The sequence below is a fragment of the Streptomyces sp. NPDC034086 genome, assembly GCF_055575515.1.
Genome location: NZ_JBVISM010000001.1, coordinates 59,719 through 78,677 on the forward strand (window position 1 = coordinate 59,719; position 18,959 = coordinate 78,677).

20 protein-coding genes are annotated in these 18,959 nt (G+C 73.2%); 15 read left to right on the forward strand and 5 right to left on the reverse strand.

Features of this window, described 5'->3' with window-relative positions:
- Window positions 1–26: 26 nt before the first annotated feature.
- Both ACZ514_RS00285 and ACZ514_RS00290 read right to left on the reverse strand, forming a co-directional pair.
- Entirely contained in the window at window positions 27–656 is a 630-nt protein-coding gene (locus tag ACZ514_RS00285; protein WP_469123697.1) for a response regulator, read from the reverse strand.
- Window position 657: 1 nt separating this feature from the next.
- Window positions 658–1,842 (reverse strand): sensor histidine kinase, encoded by a 1,185-nt coding sequence (locus ACZ514_RS00290; RefSeq protein WP_468173958.1) that lies wholly within the window; start codon window positions 1,840–1,842, stop codon window positions 658–660.
- Window positions 1,843–1,976: 134 nt separating this feature from the next.
- On the opposite strand from ACZ514_RS00290, the gene ACZ514_RS00295 reads away from it, so the two are divergent.
- Window positions 1,977–3,065: an ABC transporter permease gene (locus tag ACZ514_RS00295; protein ID WP_469123698.1), complete on the forward strand. Its 1,089-nt coding sequence runs from the start codon at window positions 1,977–1,979 to the stop codon at window positions 3,063–3,065.
- Complete coding sequence (locus tag ACZ514_RS00300; RefSeq protein ID WP_468698281.1) at window positions 3,062–3,772, forward strand: ABC transporter ATP-binding protein; 711 nt, start codon at window positions 3,062–3,064, stop codon at window positions 3,770–3,772. Before ACZ514_RS00295 ends, ACZ514_RS00300 begins: the two co-directional genes overlap by 4 nt.
- Before the next feature lie 93 nt (window positions 3,773–3,865).
- Here ACZ514_RS00300 and ACZ514_RS00305 read toward each other — a convergent pair whose 3' ends face one another.
- Window positions 3,866–4,669 carry an IclR family transcriptional regulator gene (locus ACZ514_RS00305; RefSeq protein ID WP_467887191.1) on the reverse strand — a complete coding sequence of 268 codons (804 nt, stop codon included), beginning with the start codon at window positions 4,667–4,669 and terminating at the stop codon, window positions 3,866–3,868.
- 326 nt (window positions 4,670–4,995) lie between these two features.
- On the opposite strand from ACZ514_RS00305, the gene allB reads away from it, so the two are divergent.
- Together allB and alc are read left to right on the forward strand one after the other, a co-directional pair.
- Window positions 4,996–6,339, forward strand: a complete 1,344-nt coding sequence (gene allB, locus ACZ514_RS00310; RefSeq protein ID WP_468173952.1) for an allantoinase AllB — start codon at window positions 4,996–4,998, stop codon at window positions 6,337–6,339.
- A gap of 2 nt (window positions 6,340–6,341) precedes the next feature.
- Window positions 6,342–7,469 carry an allantoicase gene (gene alc / locus ACZ514_RS00315; RefSeq protein WP_468698276.1) on the forward strand — a complete coding sequence of 376 codons (1,128 nt, stop codon included), beginning with the start codon at window positions 6,342–6,344 and terminating at the stop codon, window positions 7,467–7,469.
- 121 nt (window positions 7,470–7,590) lie between these two features.
- Here the strand turns inward: alc and ACZ514_RS00320 are convergent, their stop codons facing one another.
- Window positions 7,591–8,325 (reverse strand): SDR family oxidoreductase, encoded by a 735-nt coding sequence (locus ACZ514_RS00320; protein WP_468173948.1) that lies wholly within the window; start codon window positions 8,323–8,325, stop codon window positions 7,591–7,593.
- Between the two features lie 170 nt (window positions 8,326–8,495).
- Here ACZ514_RS00320 and ACZ514_RS00325 point away from each other — a divergent pair, with 170 nt between their 5' ends.
- Together ACZ514_RS00325 and ACZ514_RS00330 are read left to right on the forward strand one after the other, a co-directional pair.
- Window positions 8,496–9,113: a dihydrofolate reductase family protein gene (locus tag ACZ514_RS00325; protein WP_468698272.1), complete on the forward strand. Its 618-nt coding sequence runs from the start codon at window positions 8,496–8,498 to the stop codon at window positions 9,111–9,113.
- 136 nt (window positions 9,114–9,249) lie between these two features.
- The gene (locus ACZ514_RS00330; RefSeq protein WP_469123699.1) at window positions 9,250–10,188 is read left to right on the forward strand and encodes a DMT family transporter; all 939 of its coding nucleotides are present in this window, start codon (window positions 9,250–9,252) and stop codon (window positions 10,186–10,188) included.
- Between the two features lie 109 nt (window positions 10,189–10,297).
- Here the strand turns inward: ACZ514_RS00330 and ACZ514_RS00335 are convergent, their stop codons facing one another.
- Window positions 10,298–11,302, reverse strand: a complete 1,005-nt coding sequence (locus tag ACZ514_RS00335; protein WP_468698266.1) for a Gfo/Idh/MocA family protein — start codon at window positions 11,300–11,302, stop codon at window positions 10,298–10,300.
- Window positions 11,303–11,444: 142 nt separating this feature from the next.
- Between ACZ514_RS00335 and ACZ514_RS00340 the strand changes: the two genes are divergently transcribed.
- The 9 genes from ACZ514_RS00340 to ACZ514_RS00380 all read left to right on the forward strand — a co-directional run bounded on the left by ACZ514_RS00340 (window position 11,445) and on the right by ACZ514_RS00380 (window position 18,950).
- On the forward strand, window positions 11,445–12,464 hold the full coding sequence (locus ACZ514_RS00340; RefSeq protein WP_469123700.1) for a sugar ABC transporter substrate-binding protein: 1,020 nt from the start codon (window positions 11,445–11,447) through the stop codon (window positions 12,462–12,464).
- Window positions 12,461–13,498: an ABC transporter permease gene (locus tag ACZ514_RS00345; protein ID WP_469123701.1), complete on the forward strand. Its 1,038-nt coding sequence runs from the start codon at window positions 12,461–12,463 to the stop codon at window positions 13,496–13,498. Before ACZ514_RS00340 ends, ACZ514_RS00345 begins: the two co-directional genes overlap by 4 nt.
- Window positions 13,468–14,328, forward strand: coding sequence for an ATP-binding cassette domain-containing protein (locus tag ACZ514_RS00350; protein ID WP_468173936.1), 861 nt, complete (start codon window positions 13,468–13,470; stop codon window positions 14,326–14,328). Before ACZ514_RS00345 ends, ACZ514_RS00350 begins: the two co-directional genes overlap by 31 nt.
- Window positions 14,325–15,494, forward strand: a complete 1,170-nt coding sequence (locus ACZ514_RS00355; RefSeq protein ID WP_469123702.1) for an ROK family glucokinase — start codon at window positions 14,325–14,327, stop codon at window positions 15,492–15,494. Before ACZ514_RS00350 ends, ACZ514_RS00355 begins: the two co-directional genes overlap by 4 nt.
- Window positions 15,491–16,090 (forward strand): hypothetical protein, encoded by a 600-nt coding sequence (locus ACZ514_RS00360; RefSeq protein ID WP_469123703.1) that lies wholly within the window; start codon window positions 15,491–15,493, stop codon window positions 16,088–16,090. The genes ACZ514_RS00355 and ACZ514_RS00360 overlap by 4 nt, the downstream gene beginning before the upstream one ends.
- A gap of 31 nt (window positions 16,091–16,121) precedes the next feature.
- On the forward strand, window positions 16,122–16,754 hold the full coding sequence (locus ACZ514_RS00365; protein WP_469123704.1) for an MBL fold metallo-hydrolase: 633 nt from the start codon (window positions 16,122–16,124) through the stop codon (window positions 16,752–16,754).
- Between the two features lie 30 nt (window positions 16,755–16,784).
- Window positions 16,785–17,564 carry an exodeoxyribonuclease III gene (locus tag ACZ514_RS00370; protein ID WP_468173929.1) on the forward strand — a complete coding sequence of 260 codons (780 nt, stop codon included), beginning with the start codon at window positions 16,785–16,787 and terminating at the stop codon, window positions 17,562–17,564.
- Between the two features lie 89 nt (window positions 17,565–17,653).
- Window positions 17,654–18,094 (forward strand): DUF6278 family protein, encoded by a 441-nt coding sequence (locus tag ACZ514_RS00375; RefSeq protein ID WP_468173927.1) that lies wholly within the window; start codon window positions 17,654–17,656, stop codon window positions 18,092–18,094.
- Window positions 18,095–18,206: 112 nt separating this feature from the next.
- Complete coding sequence (locus ACZ514_RS00380; RefSeq protein ID WP_468173925.1) at window positions 18,207–18,950, forward strand: amino acid ABC transporter ATP-binding protein; 744 nt, start codon at window positions 18,207–18,209, stop codon at window positions 18,948–18,950.
- Window positions 18,951–18,959 lie beyond the last annotated feature (9 nt).

The following is an 18,959-nucleotide window of genomic DNA, read 5'->3' on the forward strand; positions in this document are numbered from 1 at the left end:
CGGGTCGCCGCCGGTCCCCGGCCCCCTCACCGCGTCCGGATCAGCCGGCGGGTGGCAGCCGCCGCGACGGCGGAGGTGCGCGAGTCGACGCCGAGCTTGGCGTAGACGTGCACCAGATGGGACTTGACCGTGGCCTGGCTGAGGAAGAGCCGCTTGGAGATCTGCTGGTTGGACAGCCCGTCCGCGACCAGCTGGAGCACCTCCAGCTCGCGCTTGGTCAGTGCCTCCGCCGGGGTGCGCATCCGGTCCATCAGCCGCAGCGCCACCGCCGGGGCCAGCGCCGACTGGCCGGCCGCCGCAGTGCGGACCGCCGCCGCCAGCTCCTCCGGCGGGGCGTCCTTCAGCAGGTAGCCGGAGGCGCCCGCCTCCACCGCCGCCAGGATGTCGGCGTCCGTGTCGTACGTGGTCAGGACCAGCACCCGGGGCGCGCCCGGACGGGCCGTGATCGCCGCCGTGGCCTCCGCACCGTGCATCCCGGCCCCGAACTGGAGGTCCATCAGGACGACGTCCACCAGCGCGGAGGCGGCCAGTTCCACCGCCCGCTCCGCCGTCGCCGCCTCCGCGACCACCGCGAAGTCCGGTTCGGTGTCCAGCACCGCGCGCAGCCCGGCGCGCACCACGGGGTGGTCGTCGGCGAGCAGGAGCCGGATGGTCATGTCAGGCCTCCAGGGGCAGCGGCAGGGTGACGGCCACGGCGGTGCCCTGGCCCGGATCCGACTCCACGGTGAACAGTCCGCCCAGCGACTCGGCCCGCGCCCGCATCGCGGGCAGGCCGAAACCGCCCCCGCCCGAGGCGGCGCCGGCCCGGTCGAAGCCCCGGCCGTCGTCGACCACGTCCAGGGTGACCGAGCTGTCCATGAAGGTCAGGGTGATCTCCGCCCGGCCCGCCGCCGCGTGCCGCACCACGTTGGCCAGCGCCGACTGCGCGATCCGCAGCAGGGCCACCTCGTACGGGGTGGGCAGCGCCCTCGGCGTGCCGCTGACCGAGAACCGCACGCGCGGGCCGGGGGCGGCCGAGCACAGCCGCTCCAGGGCACCGGCCAGCGAGCCGTGCTCCAGGTCCGGGGGAGTCAGGGCCCGTACGAAGCGACGCGCCTCGGCGAGGTTCTCCTGCGCGGCCCCTCGGGCCCGGGCGATGTGCTCGGCGGCCGGCGCGTCCTCGGGCAGTGTCCGCTCGGCGGCCCGCAGCAGCAGCTGGATGGAGGACAGGCCCTGGGCCAGGGTGTCGTGGATCTCCCGGGCGAGCCGTTCCCGCTCCGCGAGGACCCCCGCGTTCCGCTCGGCCGCCGCGAGCTCGGCCCGGGTGGTGATGAGCTCCTCGATCAGCCGGCGGCGGCGTTCGCTCTCGCGGTACAGCGCCTGGTAGCCGAGCACCGTGGCGACGGCCACCGCCCCGCCCAGCAGCGGTCCGAGGAAGGCCCCGGGGCTGACGGAGCCGCCGCTGTGCCCGAAGAAGGCGCCGATGGCGGCGCAGGCGGTCACGGCGACGGCCATCAGGCCCCAGCGCGGCCGCAGCAGGTGCAGTTCCAGGAAGTACAGCGGGAAGGCGATCCACAGCCCGTCGGGGGAAACGGCCAGCAGCGCGGCCCAGACCGCGCCCACCCCGGCCAGCCACAGCGCGGCGGCCCGGGCCGAGCGCCGCACGGCGGGGGCCCGTACGCCCGCCGCGTACACGGCGGCCAGCAGGACGCAGAGCCCCGTCACCCACCCGGCGTGCGGCGCGGAGCCGGCGACGGCGCGGGCGGAGGCCAGCGCGAGCAGCCCGAGGAGCAGCGCGTGCAGGCACAGCCGCAGGACGCGGGAGACGGGGAGCAGGGGGCGGGAGGGCGGGGCGTCGGACATCGTCCGACCAGCGTAAGCGGGCGGTCCCGGGCCCCGGTCAACCGAAAGTTCGATGTCCGGATGCCACCTTCGATAGAAGGACGCCTCCCGTGGCGCGATGCCCCGGGCCCGCCCGCGCGACCAAAGTGGGGGACATGTTCGTCGCATGGAGAGATCTACGGTTCGCCAAGGGCCGCTTCGCCCTCATGGGGGCGGTCGTACTGCTGATCACGTTGCTGGTCGGCCTGCTGTCGGGGCTGACCTCCGGCCTGGCCCGGGAGAACGTCTCGGCCCTGACCGGGCTGCCCGTCTCGCGGCTGGCCTTCGCGGCGCCCGCCGGGGACCAGGAGGTCTCCTTCACCCAGTCCCAGCTGCCCGAGGGCGCCTGGCGGACCTGGCGGGAGCGGGCCGGGGTGACGACGGCGCAGCCGCTCGGCATCCGCACCACCAACGCCGTCGCGGGCGGGCGCACCGCCGCCGTGTCCGTCTTCGGCGTCGAGCCGGCCGGTCCGCTCGCGCCGGCCGGGGCGGGGCTCGGCCGGGGCCGGGCGGTGCTCACCGAGAAGGCGGCGAAGGAACTGGGCGGCCTCACCGCCGGTGCCCGCCTCACGGTGGGTCCGCTGGAGCTGACCGTCGCCGCCGTCTCGGGCACGGCCGCCTACAGCCACACCCCGGTCGTCTGGGCGGACCTGGACGACTGGCAGCGCGTCGGCAACCCGGGCGCCTCCCCGGACACCGTCGCCACCGTCGTCGCCCTCGACGGTCCGGGGGGCATGGACTGGGCCGCCGGTGACCGGGCGGCGGGCACGAAGGCCCTGACGGTCGACGAAGCCCTGGGCGCCATGGGGTCGTACCAGGCGGAGAACGGTTCGCTCCAGCTGATGCGCGCCTTCCTCTTCGTCATCTCGGCCCTGGTCATAGGGGCTTTCTTCACCGTCTGGACGATCCAGCGCAGCGGTGACGTCGCGGTGCTGAAGGCCCTCGGCGCCTCCACCCCCTACCTGCTCCGGGACGCCCTCGGCCAGGCCGTGGTGATGCTGGCCATCGGCACCGGCGCCGGTACGGGGCTCGCGGCCGGCGCCGGAGTCCTGATCAGCGGCGGCGACGTGCCCTTCGTCCTCGACGCGGCCACCGTGCTGGTGCCCGCCGCGATCATGATCCTGATCGGCGCGCTCGGCGCGGCCCTGTCCATCCGGCGGATCACCGCCGTCGACCCGCTGACCGCCCTGGGGAGCGCCCGATGACCCTGCTCGTCGACGACGTCACGCTGACCTACCCCGACGGGGACGGCCGTCTCACCGCGCTCGACGCGGTGTCCCTGGAGGTGCCCGCCGGCTCCCTCACCGCGGTCGTGGGGCCCTCGGGCTCGGGGAAGTCCAGCCTGCTGGCCGTGGCGGCCACCCTGGTCACCCCGGACTCGGGCCGGGTCGTGGTCGCCGGCCGGGACACCACCCGGCTCGGCCCCGCCGAGAAGTCGGCGCTGCGCCGGGACCGGATCGGGATCGTCTTCCAGCAGCCCAACCTGCTGGCCTCGCTGACCGCCGCCGAGCAGCTCCAGGTGATGGCCCACCTCTCGGGGCGCCCCTCCCGGCAGGTGCGCCGCCGCGCCCTGGAGCTGCTGGACGCGGTGGGCCTGGCCGACAAGGCCGGCAAGCGCCCGCACCAGCTGTCCGGCGGCCAGCGCCAGCGCGTGAACATCGCCCGGGCCCTGATGAACGAGCCGGCCGTCCTGCTGGTGGACGAGCCGACCAGCGCCCTCGACCACGAGCGCGGCGCGGCGGTCCTCGAACTGCTGGTCGCCCTGACGCGCGAACGCGCGACCGCCACGGTGCTGGTCACGCACGACCGGGCCCACCTGGACCGGATGGACCGTACGGCGACGATGGCCGACGGCCGCCTCACCCTCGCCGCCCCCGCCGCCCCGCCGTCCGCGCCCGTCCCGGCGGCCTGAGTACGCGTACGCGTCCCCGCGGGCCCGCACGCGCGAGAGCCCCGGCACCCCCCGAGGGGGAGGGTGCCGGGGCTCTCGTCCGTGCGCGGGCTCCTACGCGGGGGCCTGGCTCTGCAGGGCCACCGACAGCTCGGCGGCGACGCCCTGGAGGATCGGTACGAAGGACTCGGCCACGGCCTGGGTCACCCGGCCCGCCGGACCGGAGATGGAGATCGCGGCGGCGGTCGGCGAGTCGGGCACCGACACGGCGAGGCAGCGGACCCCTATTTCCTGCTCGTTGTCGTCGACCGCGTAGCCGACCCGGCGGACCTGCTCCAGGGCCTCCAGGAAGCCCTCGGGGGTGGTGATGGTCTTCTCGGTCGCGGCGGGCATCCCCGTGCGTGCCAGCAGGGCGCGGACCTCGTCTGCCGGGGTGTGGGCGAGCAGGGCCTTGCCCACGCCGGTGGAGTGCGGCAGCACCCGGCGGCCGACCTCGGTGAACATGCGCATGGAGTGCTTGGACGGCACCTGCGCCACGTAGACGATCTCGTCGCCGTCGAGCAGGGCCATGTTCGCCGTCTCGCCGGTCTCCTCGACCAGCCGGGCGAGGTACGGGCGGGCCCAGGTGCCGAGCAGCCGCGACGCGGACTCGCCGAGGCGGATCAGGCGGGGCCCCAGGGAGTACCGCCGGTTGGGCTGCTGGCGGACGTACCCGCAGGCGACGAGGGTCCGCATCAGGCGGTGGATGGTGGGCAGCGGCAGGCCGCTGGCGGCCGAGAGTTCGCTGAGACCGACTTCGCCGCCGGCATCGGCCATGCGTTCGAGCAGATCGAAGGCGCGCTCAAGGGACTGGACGCCACCGCCGCCGGCGGTGGGCTTGGCGGAAGCGTCGGTGGTGCTGGCGCTGGACGTCGGCACGGCGCGGTCCTTTCGGTGCTGGCAGGCAAGGGAGCAGCCTACCGGTCGGCCGGCTTCGGCCCTAGAGCCGGGCCGTGCCGTCCTCGCCGGTCAGAAGTGGTTTTGTCCCGGTGGTGGACGTCCTCCGGAAGTTACCCGCCGGAGGCCCGTGGCGATAGCTACATTCTGGATGGTGAAATATTAATTCCATCCTGTGGAAACCTCCAATCGGCGTGCGCGCGGGCGGGCGGTCCGTCCGGACGCTCTTGACTGGCCCCCGATCGGGGTGAAGACTCCGTCAACAGAACGTTGAATTTCGCTCTGTGGAAGTAGATGGGGAGGTTCCGGTGGCCGACGCCGCAGTGGAACTGGTACTGCGCTCGACGCGCGTCATCACCCCCGAGGGGACGCGTGCCGCCTCGGTGGCCGTCGCCGCGGGGAAGATCACGGCCGTGCTGGCGCACGACGCGGAGGTACCGGCCGGGGCCCGGCTCGAGGACTTCGGTGACGACGTGCTGCTCCCCGGCCTGGTGGACACGCACGTCCACGTGAACGACCCCGGCCGCACCGAGTGGGAGGGCTTCTGGACGGCCACCCGCGCCGCCGCGGCCGGTGGTATCACCACCATCCTGGACATGCCGCTCAACTCCCTGCCGCCGACCACCACCGTGGAGAACCTCCGAGTCAAGCAGGAGGTCGCCCGGACCAAGGCGCACGTGGACGTCGGCTTCTGGGGCGGCGCCCTTCCGGACAACGTCAAGGACCTGCGCCCGCTGCACGACGCCGGCGTCTACGGCTTCAAGTGCTTCCTGTCGCCCTCCGGCGTGGACGAGTTCCCCCAGCTGGACCAGGAGCAGCTGGCCACCTCCCTCGCCGAGATCACCGGCTTCGGCGGCCTGATGATCGTGCACGCCGAGGACCCGCACCACCTGGAGTCCGCCCCCCAGAATCCGGGCCCCAAGTACGCCGACTTCCTGGCCTCGCGCCCCAGGGACGCCGAGAACACCGCGATCGAGAACCTCATCGCCCAGGCCAAGCGGCTCAACGCCCGCGTGCACGTCCTGCACCTGTCGTCCTCCGACGCGCTGCCCCTGATCGCCGCCGCCAAGGCCGAGGGCGTGCGGATCACCGTCGAGTCCTGCCCGCACTTCCTCACCCTCACCGCCGAGGAAGTCCCGGACGGCGCCACCGAGTTCAAGTGCTGCCCGCCCATCCGTGAGGCCGCCAACCAGGACCTCCTGTGGGACGCGCTCGCCGACGGCACCATCGACTGCGTCGTCTCCGACCACTCGCCCTCCACCGCGGACCTGAAGACCGGCGACTTCGCCACCGCGTGGGGCGGCATCTCCTCCCTCCAGCTGGGCCTGCCCGCCATCTGGACCGAGGCGCGCAAGCGCGGCCGCACCCTCGAAGAGGTCGCGCGCTGGATGTCCACCGCCCCGGCCGCGCTGGCCGGCCTGGCGGCAAAGGGCGCCATCGAGGCCGGCCGCGACGCCGACTTCGCGGTCCTGGCCCCCGAAGAGACCTTCACCGTGGACCCGGCCGAGCTGCACCACCGCAACCAGGTCACGGCGTACGCGGGCAGGACCCTGCACGGCGTCGTGAAGTCCACCTGGCTGCGCGGCAGGCAGATCGCCGACCACGGCACCCCGACCGAGCCCACGGGCCTCCTCCTCGAAAGGCAGAACTGACAGTGGCACAGCGTTCGACTGGACTCACGTCCTTCACCGGCAACGCGAACCCGTACGGGGGCGGCGACCCGTTCGCGGACTACCGCACCGCGGAGTTCCCCTTCACCCAGTACGCGAACCTCGCGGCCCGCGAGCTGGGCGCCGGCGTCATCGCCGCCAACGACGAGTTCTTCGCCGAGCGGGAGAACCTGCTCATCAGCGAGGCCCCGCACTTCGACCCGGAGCACTTCGGGCACAAGGGCAAGGTCATGGACGGCTGGGAGACCCGCCGGCGCCGCGGCGTGTCCGCCGAGCAGCCCTGGCCGACCGCCGAGGACCACGACTACGCCCTCATCCGGCTCGGCGCCCCCGGCGTCATCCGCGGCATCGTCGTCGACACCGCCCACTTCCGCGGCAACATGCCCCAGGCCGTATCGGTCGAGGGCGCCTCGGTGCAGGGCTCCCCGACCGCGGAGGAACTGCTCTCCGAGGACGTCAAGTGGACGACCCTCGTCGAGCGCACCCCCGTCGGCGGCCACGCGGCCAACGGCTTCGCGGTCGACGCCGAGCAGCGCTTCACGCACCTGCGCCTGAACCAGCACCCGGACGGCGGCATCGCCCGTCTGCGCGTCTACGGCGAGGTCCGCCCCGACCCGCGGTGGCTCGCCGCCCTGGGCACCTTCGACGTCGTCGCCCTGGAGAACGGCGGCTCGGTCGAGGACGCGTCCAACCGCTTCTACTCCCCGCCCACCAACACCATCAACCCGGGCCGCTCCCGCAAGATGGACGACGGCTGGGAGACGGCCCGCCGCCGCGACAACGGCAACGACTGGATCCGCTACCGCCTCGTCGCCGAGTCCGAGATCCGCGCCGTGGAGATCGACACCGCCTACCTCAAGGGCAACTCGGCCGGCTGGGCCTCGCTGTCCGTCAAGACGGGCGAGGACGGCGAGTGGCAGGAGTTCCTGCCGCGCACCCGCCTGCAGCCCGACACCAACCACCGGTTCGTGCTGGACGCCCCGGCGGTCGGCACCCACGTGCGGATCGACATCTTCCCGGACGGCGGCTTCTCCCGCCTGCGCCTCTTCGGTTCGCTGACGGAGGCCGGCGCGGCCGCGCACGCCGCCCGCCACCAGGAGCTGGGCGGCTGATCCCGCCCCGGCCGGCCGCTCCGGGGGCCGACACCCCCGGGGCACGGGCACGGGTCCGTGGGGCGCACCGCACGCGGTGCGCCCCACGGGCGTTCCCGGGGGTTCCCCCTCCCGCCGTCCGTCAGGCGGCGTGGCCGCCGTCCACCGAGAACTCCGCCCCGGTGACGTACGCGGCGTCCGGCCCGGCGAGGAAGGACACCATGGCGGCGACCTCCCGCGCGGTGCCGTAGCGCCCGAGGGCCGTCATCGACCGCTGCGGGTCCGCGTACGGGCCGCCGGCCGGGTTCATGTCGGTGTCCGTCGGGCCCGGGTGCACCAGGTTCGCGGTGATGCCGCGCTCGCCGAGCTCCCGGGCGAGGGACTTCGTCAGGCCCGACATGGCCGCCTTGCTCATCCCGTACAGCGTGCAGCCCGCGCCGGGGACCCGCAGCACCACGCAGCTGCCGATGGTGACGATCCGCCCGCCGGGGCCCATGTGCCCGGCCGCGGCCTGCGCCGCCAGGAAGGCGCCCCGGACGTTGACCCCGAGGACCCGGTCCACGTCGGCGGGGGCGAGCGTGCCGATCGGGCCGAGCACGCCGACGCCGGCGTTGTTGACCAGGACGTCGAGCCGCCCCAGCGTCCGTACGGTCTCCTCCACCGCGGCCCGCGGGCCGTCGGCGGTGCCCGCGTCGGCGCGGACCGCCAGCCCCCTGCGGCCGAGCGCCTCGATGCCGCCGACGACCTCGGCCGCGGCCGCGGCGCCGCTGACGTACGTGAGCGCCACGTCGAAGCCGTCCTCGGCCAGCCGCAGCGCGGTCGCCGCCCCGATGCCCCGGCTGCCGCCCGTCACCAGTGCCACCGTGTTGCCGTTCATGTGGGTCCTCCCCGGTCCATTTGGTTGCGGGTTCAATGAAATCTGGGGGAGGCGGACGGCGCTGGCGGGAATCCGCCCTGGCGTTCACGCGCGCCGCACCGATGAGCCGAGGCGCCGGCGGGAGTCTGAACCGACAACGGACCAGCCACCGACACAAGGAGCGCCGAGCCATGGGCAAGCTGACCCTCACCACCTTCCTGACCCTCGACGGAGTGATGCAGGCCCCCGGCGGGCCCGACGAGGACCGCAGCGGGGGATTCGAGTACGGCGGCTGGCTCGTGCCCTTCGCCGACGAGGGCATGGGGGAGTTCGTCACCGAACTCTTCGGCCGGGCCGGGGCGTTCCTCCTCGGGCGCCGGACCTACGAGATCTTCGCCTCCTACTGGCCGCAGCACGACGACCCGGCCGACCCGGTCCCGAACAAGCTCAACCGGCTGCCGAAGTACGTCGCCTCGACCACCCTCGAGGACCCGGCCTGGGGCCCCGCCACCGTGATCGACGGGGAACAGCTCCAGTCGGAGATCGTCCGCGTCAAGGACGCCCTGGACGGGGAGCTCCAGGTGCACGGCAGCGGCCGGCTCGCCCAGTGGCTGCTCGCGCGCGACCTCGTCGACGAGCTGAACCTGCTGGTCTTCCCCGTCTTCCTCGGCGCGGGCCGCCGCCTGTTCCCCACCGGCGGGCTGCCCACGGCCTTCGAGCTGACCGCCTCCCGCACCACCGGCAGCGGCACCGCCATCCACACCTACCGCCCCACGGGGCGCGCCTCGTTCGGCACCTTCGAGGACTGAGCACGGGCGCGGGCGGCGGGAGCGCCCGGCCACCGGGATATCCGGTCGACCGGCGGGATACGGACGGTTACGGTGGGCCCGCACCCGTGCGAGCCGCCGCCGTCTCCACGCCCTTCCCGCCGTCGGAGCCGCCCCGGTGTCCACCCTCGCCGCCCCCGCGCCCGCCCCCGCGCCCGCCCCCGCGCCCGCCCCCGCCCCCCGCCGCGCCTGGCTCGCGGACCTGCCCGTGCTGCTCGTCGCCGTCGTCTGGGGCGGCAGCTACCTCGCCGCCAAGGGCATCACCGCCACGCACACCGTGATCGCGGTCCTGGTGCTGCGCTTCGCGCTGGTGCTGCCCGTCCTCGTCCTCGCCGGCCACCGCCGGCTGCGCGCCCTGACCCCCGCCCAGCTGCGCGGCGGCGCGGTGCTGGGACTCGTACTCGGCGGGATCTTCCTGCTGGAGACCTACGGGGTGGTGCACACCTCCGCCACCAACGCCGGTCTCATCATCAGCCTGACCATGATCTTCACCCCGCTGGCGGAGTCCGCCGTACGCCGCCGGGCGCCCTCGGCCGGCTTCCTCGGGGCCGCCGCCGTCTCGGTCGCCGGGGTCGTGCTGCTCACGCAGGGCGCCGGGTTCACCGTGCCGGGCACCGGCGACCTGCTGATCCTCGGCGCCGCCCTGGCCCGCACCGCGCACGTCCTGCTGATGGCGCGGACCAAGGCCGTCCAGGACGCCGACCCGCTGTCCCTGACCACCGTCCAGCTCGGCGGAGCCGTCCTGGTCTTCGCCCTGCTGGCGCTCGTGCCCGGCACCGGTGACGGCCCCCGGGCGACCGCCGCCGGTTTCGGCCCCGCCGAGTGGGCCGGGCTCGTCTTCCTCTCCGTCTTCTGCACCCTCTTCGCCTTCTTCGTGCAGATGTGGGCCGTACGCCGCACCTCGCCCTCCCGCGTCAGCCTGCTCCTCGGCACCGAACCGCTGTGGGCGGCCGCCGCGGGCACCGCCATCGGCGGCGAACACCTCGGGGCCACGGGACTCGCCGGCGCGGCGCTCGTCCTCGCCGGCACCGCCTGGGGACGCCGCGCGGCGGGCTGACGGCCCGCTCCGCACCCGGACCGGCGGCGCGCCGAATGGCCGGTAAACGGCTCCTGCGGGCTTGATCACGGGCCCTACTGTGGCCCGCATGCCCGCCAGCGCGTCCGCCCTACAGGTCCGGCAGCTCCTCCAGCCGTACGGGGCGGCGCTCGCGCCGGGAGCGCTCGCACGCCTCGGCCACGCGGAACGCGGCGAGCGCCTGGAGGCCGTCGCAGGGATTGCCCCCCTCGCCGCGCACCAGCCGGACGAAGGCCGCCAGCTCGGCCTCGTACGCGGGCCCGAACCGCTCGAGGAAGCCGGTCCACGGCTTGCTCGCCGGGGGCGGGCCGTGCGGCTCCGTCGAGGCGATCGGCGTGCGGTCGTCCAGCCCGGAGGAGACCTGGTCCAGCTCCCCGGCCAGCTCCATCCGCACGTCGTACCCGGCGCCGTTGCAGCGGGTGCCGGTGCTGGTGACCAGGGTCCCGTCGTCCAGGGTCAGGACCGCCGCCGCGGTGTCGACGTCCCCCGTCTCGCGGAACCGGGCCGGACCCCGGTCGGAGCCGGCCGCGTACACCTCCGCCACTTCGTGCCCGGTCACCCAGCGGACGATGTCGAAGTCGTGCACCAGGCAGTCCCGGTACAGGCCCCCGGAGACCGCCAGGTACCCGGCCGGCGGCGGAGCCGGATCGGCGGTCATCGTGCGCACCGTGTGCAGCCGCCCCAGCGCGCCCGAGCGGACCAGCTCGCGCGCGGTCCGGTAGCCCGCGTCGAAACGGCGCATGAAACCGACCTGGAGCACCCCGCCGGCGGCCCCCACCTCGCGCAGCACCGCCAGGGTGCGGGCCAGGTCCGGGGCCAGCGGCTTCTCGCAGAACACCGGCAGCCCGCCGCGGGCCGCCCGGACCACCAGGTCGGCGTGGCCCTCCGTGGAGCAGGCCACCACGACGGCGTCCACGCCCCAGGTGAAGACCTGGTCGACCGTCGGAGCGGCGGTGGCCCCCAGCCGGTCCGCGAGCCGCGACGCCCGCCCCGGGTCCGCGTCCGCGAGCAGCAGCGAGCCGGCGTCCGGGTGGCGGGCCAGGGCGGCCGCGTGGAAGGAACCGATCCGGCCCGTTCCGATGAGCCCGATGCGCATGCACTCAACGTGACCCCGTACGGGGGACCTGTCAATCTGCCCGCGCATGCCCCGATGACCCTCCATGGTCCACTGTGGCGGATACTGGGCGGCTGAAACCGGAATGACCGATTGATGACGGACGAGGGAAGGGCACGGGGACGTGGCTAGGGTTCGGACAGGGGTACGCGTCGTCGGCGCCGTGCTCGCGGCGGTACTGGGGGCCTCCCTCGCCGGCTGCAGCAGCACGGGCGGCAAGCGCGCCGAGGAACGGGCGAAGGCCGCGGAGGCGGGCCGGCCCGCCGTGTCCACGCCGCGCTGGACCTTCGCGATGATCACCCACGCGGGCGACGGCGACACCTTCTGGGACATCGTCCAGAAGGGCGCCAAGGAGGCCGCGGCGAAGGACAACATCAACTTCGTCTACTCGCACGACGACCAGGCGCAGCAGCAGGCCCAGTTCGTGCAGAACGCCATCGACCAGAAGGTCGACGGGATCATCGTCAGCCTCGCCAAGCCCGAGGCCCTCAAGGACGTCGTCGGCAAGGCCGTCAAGGCCGGCATCCCGGTGATCACGGTCAACTCCGGCTCCTCCCAGTCGGCCGAGTACGGGGCGCTCACCCACATCGGGCAGGACGAGCAGATCGCGGGCGAGGCCGTGGGCACCGAGCTGGCCGCGCGGGGCCGGAAGAAGGCCGTCTGCGTCCTGCACGAGCAGGGCAACGTCGGCCACGAGCAGCGCTGCGCCGGGGCGAAGAAGACCTTCGCCGGGTCCGGCGGGGTCATGGAGAACCTGTACGTCGAAGGCACCAACATGCCGTCCGTCCAGGCCGCCGTCCAGGCCAAGCTCCAGGCGGACCCCACCGTCGACTCCATCGTCACCCTCGGCGCGCCCTTCGCCCCCACCGCCGTCAAGGCGAAGAACGCCGCGGGCAGCAAGGCCGAGGTGGACACCTTCGACCTCAACGAGTCCGTCGCCCGCGACCTGAAGTCCGGCACCCTCGGCTTCGCGGTGGACCAGCAGCCCTACCTCCAGGGCTACGAGGCCGTGGACCTGCTGTGGCTCCACCGCTACAACGCGGACGTCCTCGGCGGCGGCCGCCCCGTCCTGACCGGCCCGCAGATCGTCACCGGGGCCGAGGCCGCCGAGCTGGAGGAGTACATCAAGCGGGGCAGCCGATGAGCGCCCCCGCCGCCCCGGCCGTGGACGAACGCCTCGCGCCCGCCTCGTACGTACGCCGGCTGCTGGGCCGCCCCGAGCTGGGCGCGGTCGTCGGCGCCGCCGCGGTCTTCGTCTTCTTCTGCTTCGCCGCGGACAGCTTCCTGAAGCCGTCCAGCCTCAGTACGGTCCTGTACTCGGCCTCCACCATCGGGATCATGGCGGTCCCCGTCGCCCTCCTGATGATCGGCGGCGAGTTCGACCTGTCCGCGGGCGTCATGGTCACCACGTCGGCGCTGGTCAGCTCGATGTTCAGCTACCAGATGACCGCCAACGCGTGGGTCGGCGTCCTCGTCTCCCTGCTGGTCACGCTGGCCATCGGCTTCTTCAACGGGTTCATGCTGACCCGTACCCGCCTGCCCAGCTTCATCATCACGCTCGGCACCTTCCTGATGCTCACCGGGCTGAACCTCGGCTTCACCAAGCTGATCAGCGGCTCGGTCTCCACCAAGACGATCGCCGACATGGAGGGCTTCTCCTCCGCCCGGGCCCTGTTCGCCTCGCAGTGGAACATCGGCTCGGTCACCCTCAAGGTCACCATCCTGTGGTGGCTGGCCCTGGTCGCCGTCGCCACCTGGATCCTGCTGCGCACCCGCGCCGGGAACTGGATCTTCGCGGTGGGCGGCGGGGCCGACGCGGCCCGCGCGACCGGGGTCCCGGTCGTCAAGACCCGCATCGGCCTCTACATGGGCGTCGCCCTGTGCGCCTGGATCTCCGGGCAGCACATCCTCTTCTCCTTCGACGTCGTCCAGTCGGGCGAGGGCGTCGGCAACGAGTTCCTCTACATCATCGCGGCCGTCATCGGCGGCTGTCTGATGACCGGCGGCTACGGTTCCGCGATCGGATCGGCCGTCGGCGCCTTCATTTTCGGCATGACCAGCAACGGCATCGTCTACGCGCAGTGGAACCCGGACTGGTTCAAGTTCTTCCTGGGCGCCATGCTGCTGCTCGCCACGCTGCTGAACGCATGGGTCCGCAAGCGGGCGGAGGCGAAGTGACCGCGCTGGTGAAGCTGACGGACGTCAGCAAGTACTACGGCAACATCCGTGCCCTCCAGGGCGTCTCCCTGGAGGTGTCGGCCGGCGAGATCACCTGCGTGCTCGGCGACAACGGGGCCGGCAAGTCCACCCTCATCAAGATCATCTCGGGGCTGCACCGGCACGACGCCGGCAGCTTCGCGATCGAGGGCGAGGAAACGGAGCTCGCCAACCCCCGCGCCGCCCTCGACCGCGGCATCGCCACCGTCTACCAGGACCTGGCCGTCGTCCCCCTCATGCCGGTGTGGCGCAACTTCTTCCTCGGCTCCGAGCCCACCAGGGGCCGCGGCCCCTTCCGCCGCCTCGACGTGGAGTTCATGCGCGGGACCACCCGCACCGAGCTGCTGCGCATGGGCATCGACCTGCGCGACGTCGACCAGCCGATCGGCACCCTGTCCGGCGGCGAGCGGCAGTGCGTGGCCATCGCCCGCGCCGTGTACTTCGGCGCCAAGGTCCTCGTCCTGGACGAGCCCACGGCCGCCCTCGGCGTGAAGCAGTCCGGCGTGGTCCTCAAGTACGTCGCCGCCGCCCGCGACGCGGGCCTCGGGGTGGTCCTGATCACCCACAACCCGCACCACGCCCACCTGGTCGGCGACCGCTTCGTCCTCCTCAAGCGGGGCGCCATGGCGGGCAGCCACGACCGCGACTCGATCACCCTGGACGAGCTCACCCGGCAGATGGCCGGAGGCTCGGAGCTGGAGGAGCTGAGCCACGAGCTGGAGCGGGTGGCAGAATCGGGGGCGACGACCCCTTCCGCTCCGGCCACCGACAGGGACGAAACGACTCGATGAGCACGTACCGGGACTTCACGCTCGCCCACCGGGGGGCGGCGCGGGGCACCGTCCTGCGGACCGTCGGGACCCGTGAGCGCCGCTCGCTGCGCACCGCCCCGCGCGTCCCGACCGTCGGCATCGACATCGGCGGCACCAAGGTGATGGCCGGAGTGGTCGACGCCGACGGGGTCATCCTGGAGAAGGTCCGCACCGAGACGCCGGACAAGTCCAAGAGTCCCAAGGTCGTCGAGGACACCATCGTCGAGCTGGTCCTCGACCTCTCCGACCGGCACGACGTGCACGCCGTCGGCATCGGGGCCGCCGGCTGGGTCGACGCCGACCGCTCCCGCGTCCTGTTCGCCCCCCACCTCGCCTGGCGGGACGAACCGCTGCGCGACGCCCTCCAGTCCCGGCTCGCGGTCCCGGTCATGGTGGACAACGACGCCAACACCGCCGCCTGGGCCGAATGGCGCTTCGGCGCGGGCCGCGGCGAGGACCACCTCGTCATGATCACCCTGGGTACCGGCATCGGCGGGGCCATCCTGGAGGGCGGCCAGGTCAAACGCGGCCGCTACGGCGTGGCCGGCGAGTTCGGACACATGCAGGTCGTCCCCGGCGGACACCGCTGCCCCTGCGGCAACCGCGGCTGCTGGGAGCAGTACAGCTCCGGCAACGCCCTGGTCCGCGAGGCCCGCGAGCTGGCCGCCGCCGACTCCCCGGTCGCGTACAACATCATCGCCCGGGTCGGCGGGAACGTCCACGAGATCACCGGTCCCCTGATCACCGAGCTGGCGCGCGAGGGTGACGCCATGTGCGTCGAGCTGTTCCAGGACATCGGCCAGTGGCTCGGCGTGGGCATCGCCAACCTCGCGGCCGCCCTGGACCCCTCCTGCTTCGTCGTCGGCGGCGGTGTCAGCGCCGCCGACGACCTGCTCATCGGCCCCGCCCGGGACGCCTTCCGCCGCCACCTCACCGGCCGCGGCTACCGCCCCGAGGCCCGCATCGCCAAGGCCCAGCTCGGTCCCGAGGCCGGCATGGTCGGCGCCGCCGACCTCGCCCGGCTCGTCGCCCGCCGCTTCCGCCGCGCCACGCGCCGGCGCGTCGAGCGGCACGAGCGCTACGCGCAGCTCGGCCGGCGCGGCGCCGAGGGCCCCACGGACCCCAAGGATCAGGAACCGCAGTGACACCGCCCTCCCTGCCCCGCCAGGCCTCCTCCCCCGAAGCGGGGGGCACCCCGCCGCCCACCCCCGAGGAGCGCGAGGACCGCCGCCGCACCGTACGGCGCCGCTGGGTCACCGCGATCATCATCCTGCTGCTCATCGGCGTCCCCGCGGGCTACCTGTTCGTCTCCGCCCAGCAGAGCCGCCAGAGCGGCCGGGACAAGGCCGCCCGGGTCGGCGCGGTCAAGGTGCGCACCGACTGGCCCTCCCGGGTGCAGCGCAGCATCTACGAGGTGCCGATCCCGCTGATGGCCTCCCACGTCGGCTACCTGGAGACCAACAACTGGCGCACCAGCCGGCTGTACGTCCAGTTCCAGGTGACCCCCGGGCAGCTCGACGCCTTCCTGGCCGACGCCGGGACCAGCAGGGAGGCGCTCACCCCCGGCGTGTCCGTCTCCGACCGCGACGCCGCGGTGGCCGGCTGGAGCTGGAGCCCGCGGCACACCTGGTCCGGAGTGACCCTGGAGGCGGAGGACCCGCGCCCCACCCGGGACATCACGGTCGACTCCACCAACCCGTCCGCCCCCCGCGTGTACGTGGTCTCCACCGCCGTTCCGTAAACGCCCTCCGGACACGGCCTATGGTGGGATCATGAAGCTCACCAAACGGCTGCACTCCTGCGTCCAGTTGGAGAAGGACGGGCGCGTGCTCGTCATCGACCCGGGCGCGTTCAGCGAACCGGACGCGGGCCTCGGGGCGGACGCCCTGCTGGTCACCCACGAGCACCCCGACCACTTCGACGAGGGCCGGCTGCGCGCGGCGCTCGACGCGAACCCGGCCGCCGCCCTGTGGACCCTGCGCAGCGTCGCTGACCGGATGGCCGCCGCCTACCCCGGCCGGGTGCACACCGTGGGCCACGGTGACGCCTTCACCGCCGCCGGGTTCGAGGTCCAGGTCCACGGCGAACTGCACGCCGTGATCCACCCCGACATGCCGCGCGTCACGAACGTCGGCTACCTCGTCGAGGGCTCCCTCTTCCACCCGGGGGACGCGCTGACCGTGCCGGACGCCCCCGTGGAGACGCTGATGCTGCCGGTGCACGCGCCCTGGAACAAGGTCGCCGAGGTGATCGACTACGTCCGTGAGGTCAAGCCCGCCCGGGCGATCGACATCCACGACGCCTACCTCGCGGACATCGCCCGGCCGGTCTACGACATGGCCCTGGACACCTTCGGCGGGGCCCCGCACGGCCGTCTCGGCGCAGGTGAGAGCGCCGAACTCTGACTGTCGGTGCCGGGCGGTAGGTTGGTGTACATGCGTATCGCCACGTACAACGTCAACTCGATCACCGCCCGGCTGCCCCGCCTGCTGGCCTGGCTGGAGAGCTCCGGCACGGACGTGCTCTGCGTCCAGGAGACCAAGTGCTCCGTGGAGCAGTTCCCCGCCGCCGAGCTGCGCGAGCTGGGGTACGAGTCGGCCGTCAACGCCACCGGCCGGTGGAACGGCGTCGCCCTGCTCTCCCGCGTCGGGCTGGAGGACGTGGTCATGGGGCTGCCCGGCGGCCCCGACTACGAGGGCGTGCAGGAGCCCCGCGCCATCTCCGCCACCTGCGGCGGGGTGCGCGTCTGGTCGGTGTACGTGCCCAACGGCCGCGAGGTCGAGCACGACCACTACGGCTACAAGCTGAAGTGGTTCGGTGCCCTGACCACCGCCATCGCCGAGGACGCGGCGGGCGTCCGCCCCTTCGCGGTGCTCGGCGACTTCAACGTGGCGCCGACCGACGAGGACGTGTACGACCCCGCGGTCTTCGCGGGCCTCACCCACGTCACCCCCGCCGAGCGGGCCGCCCTGGAGGCGCTGCGGGTCGCCGGGCTCTCCGACGTCATGCCGCGCGCCCTGAAGTACGACCGTCCGTACACCTTCTGGGACTACCGCCAGCTCGCCTTCCCCAAGAACCGGGGCATGCGCATCGACCTGGTGTACGGGAACGAGCCCTTCGCGAAGGCGGTCAAGGACGCCTACGTCGACCGCGAGGAGCGCAAGGGCAAGGGCGCCTCCGACCACGCCCCGGTCGTGGTCGACCTGGAGGTGTAGGCCGGCCCGGACGTCCGGACGTCCGGAAGGCGGAGGGATCAAGGCGCGCCCTGTGGCCAGTCGGGGATCCGGGTGTCAGGGTGGTCGGTATGAACATCCCTTTCCTGGCCAACTGGCGGAACCGGCACGAAACGGAACAGGGTGCGGGGCTCGCCGCCGCCCTCGGGGATGATCCCGAAGGCGTCGCGGAGCTGTTCGCGGAGTGCGAGATGCTGCGGTCCCAGGCCAGGGCGGCCGGGCTGGAACTCGATCAGACCCCGGCCTCGTTGGCGGCCCTGGACCAGCTGATGCCGCGCTGGCGGCGGGATCCGGAGGCGGTGCCCTGGCTGGGCAACGACGCCGGGTTCTACCTCGGGACCGTGATCGTGCGCAGTCTGCCGGGTGCCGGCTGGCAGGTCTGGCCCAACGGCCAGCCGGTGATCCGGCTGGCCTCGGGGCGGGAGCTCAACGTCATCGAGTCCGGGCTGTCCTGGGCGGTGACCGGTTCCCCCGAGCTCAGCCAGGCCTATGCCGAGGCCTCCGAAGGCTGAATAAAGGCCAATGTACTTTATGTGCCTTTTAGGCGTGTCGAGATGAAGTCCCCTTCGACGGCTGGATAGTTTGCGCTGACCTCGACACACCGACAAGTGGGCAGGGCAGCGTATGGCCGTCGATCCGTTGATCGAGCTGCGGGACGTCAACAAGTACTACGGGAAGCTGCACGTCCTCCAGGACATCGACCTCACCGTCGGCCGCGGCGAGGTGGTGGTGATCATCGGGCCCTCCGGGTCCGGCAAGTCCACCCTCTGCCGCACCATCAACCGGCTGGAGACCATCGAGTCCGGCACCATCACCCTCGACGGGCGGCCGCTGCCCGACGAGGGCAAGGAGCTGGCGGCCCTGCGGGCCGAGGTCGGCATGGTCTTCCAGTCGTTCAACCTCTTCGCGCACAAGACCGTCCTGGCCAACGTCTCGCTCGCCCAGGTCAAGGTCAGGAAACGCGGGAAGGAGGAGGCCGACAAGCGCTCCCGGGAACTCCTGGACCGGGTGGGCCTCGCCAGTCAGGCGGACAAGTACCCCGCCCAGCTCTCCGGCGGCCAGCAGCAGCGCGTGGCCATCGCCCGGGCGCTCGCCATGAACCCCAAGGCCCTGCTCTTCGACGAGCCGACCTCCGCCCTCGACCCGGAGATGATCAACGAGGTGCTGGAGGTCATGCAGCAGCTCGCCCGCGACGGGATGACCATGGTCGTGGTCACCCACGAGATGGGCTTCGCCCGCTCCGCCGCGAACCGCGTCGTCTTCATGGCCGACGGCCGGATCGTCGAGGACCGCACCCCGGAGGCCTTCTTCACCGCCCCCGAGAGCGACCGGGCCCGGGACTTCCTCTCCAAGATCCTCAAGCACTGACGGGCGGCC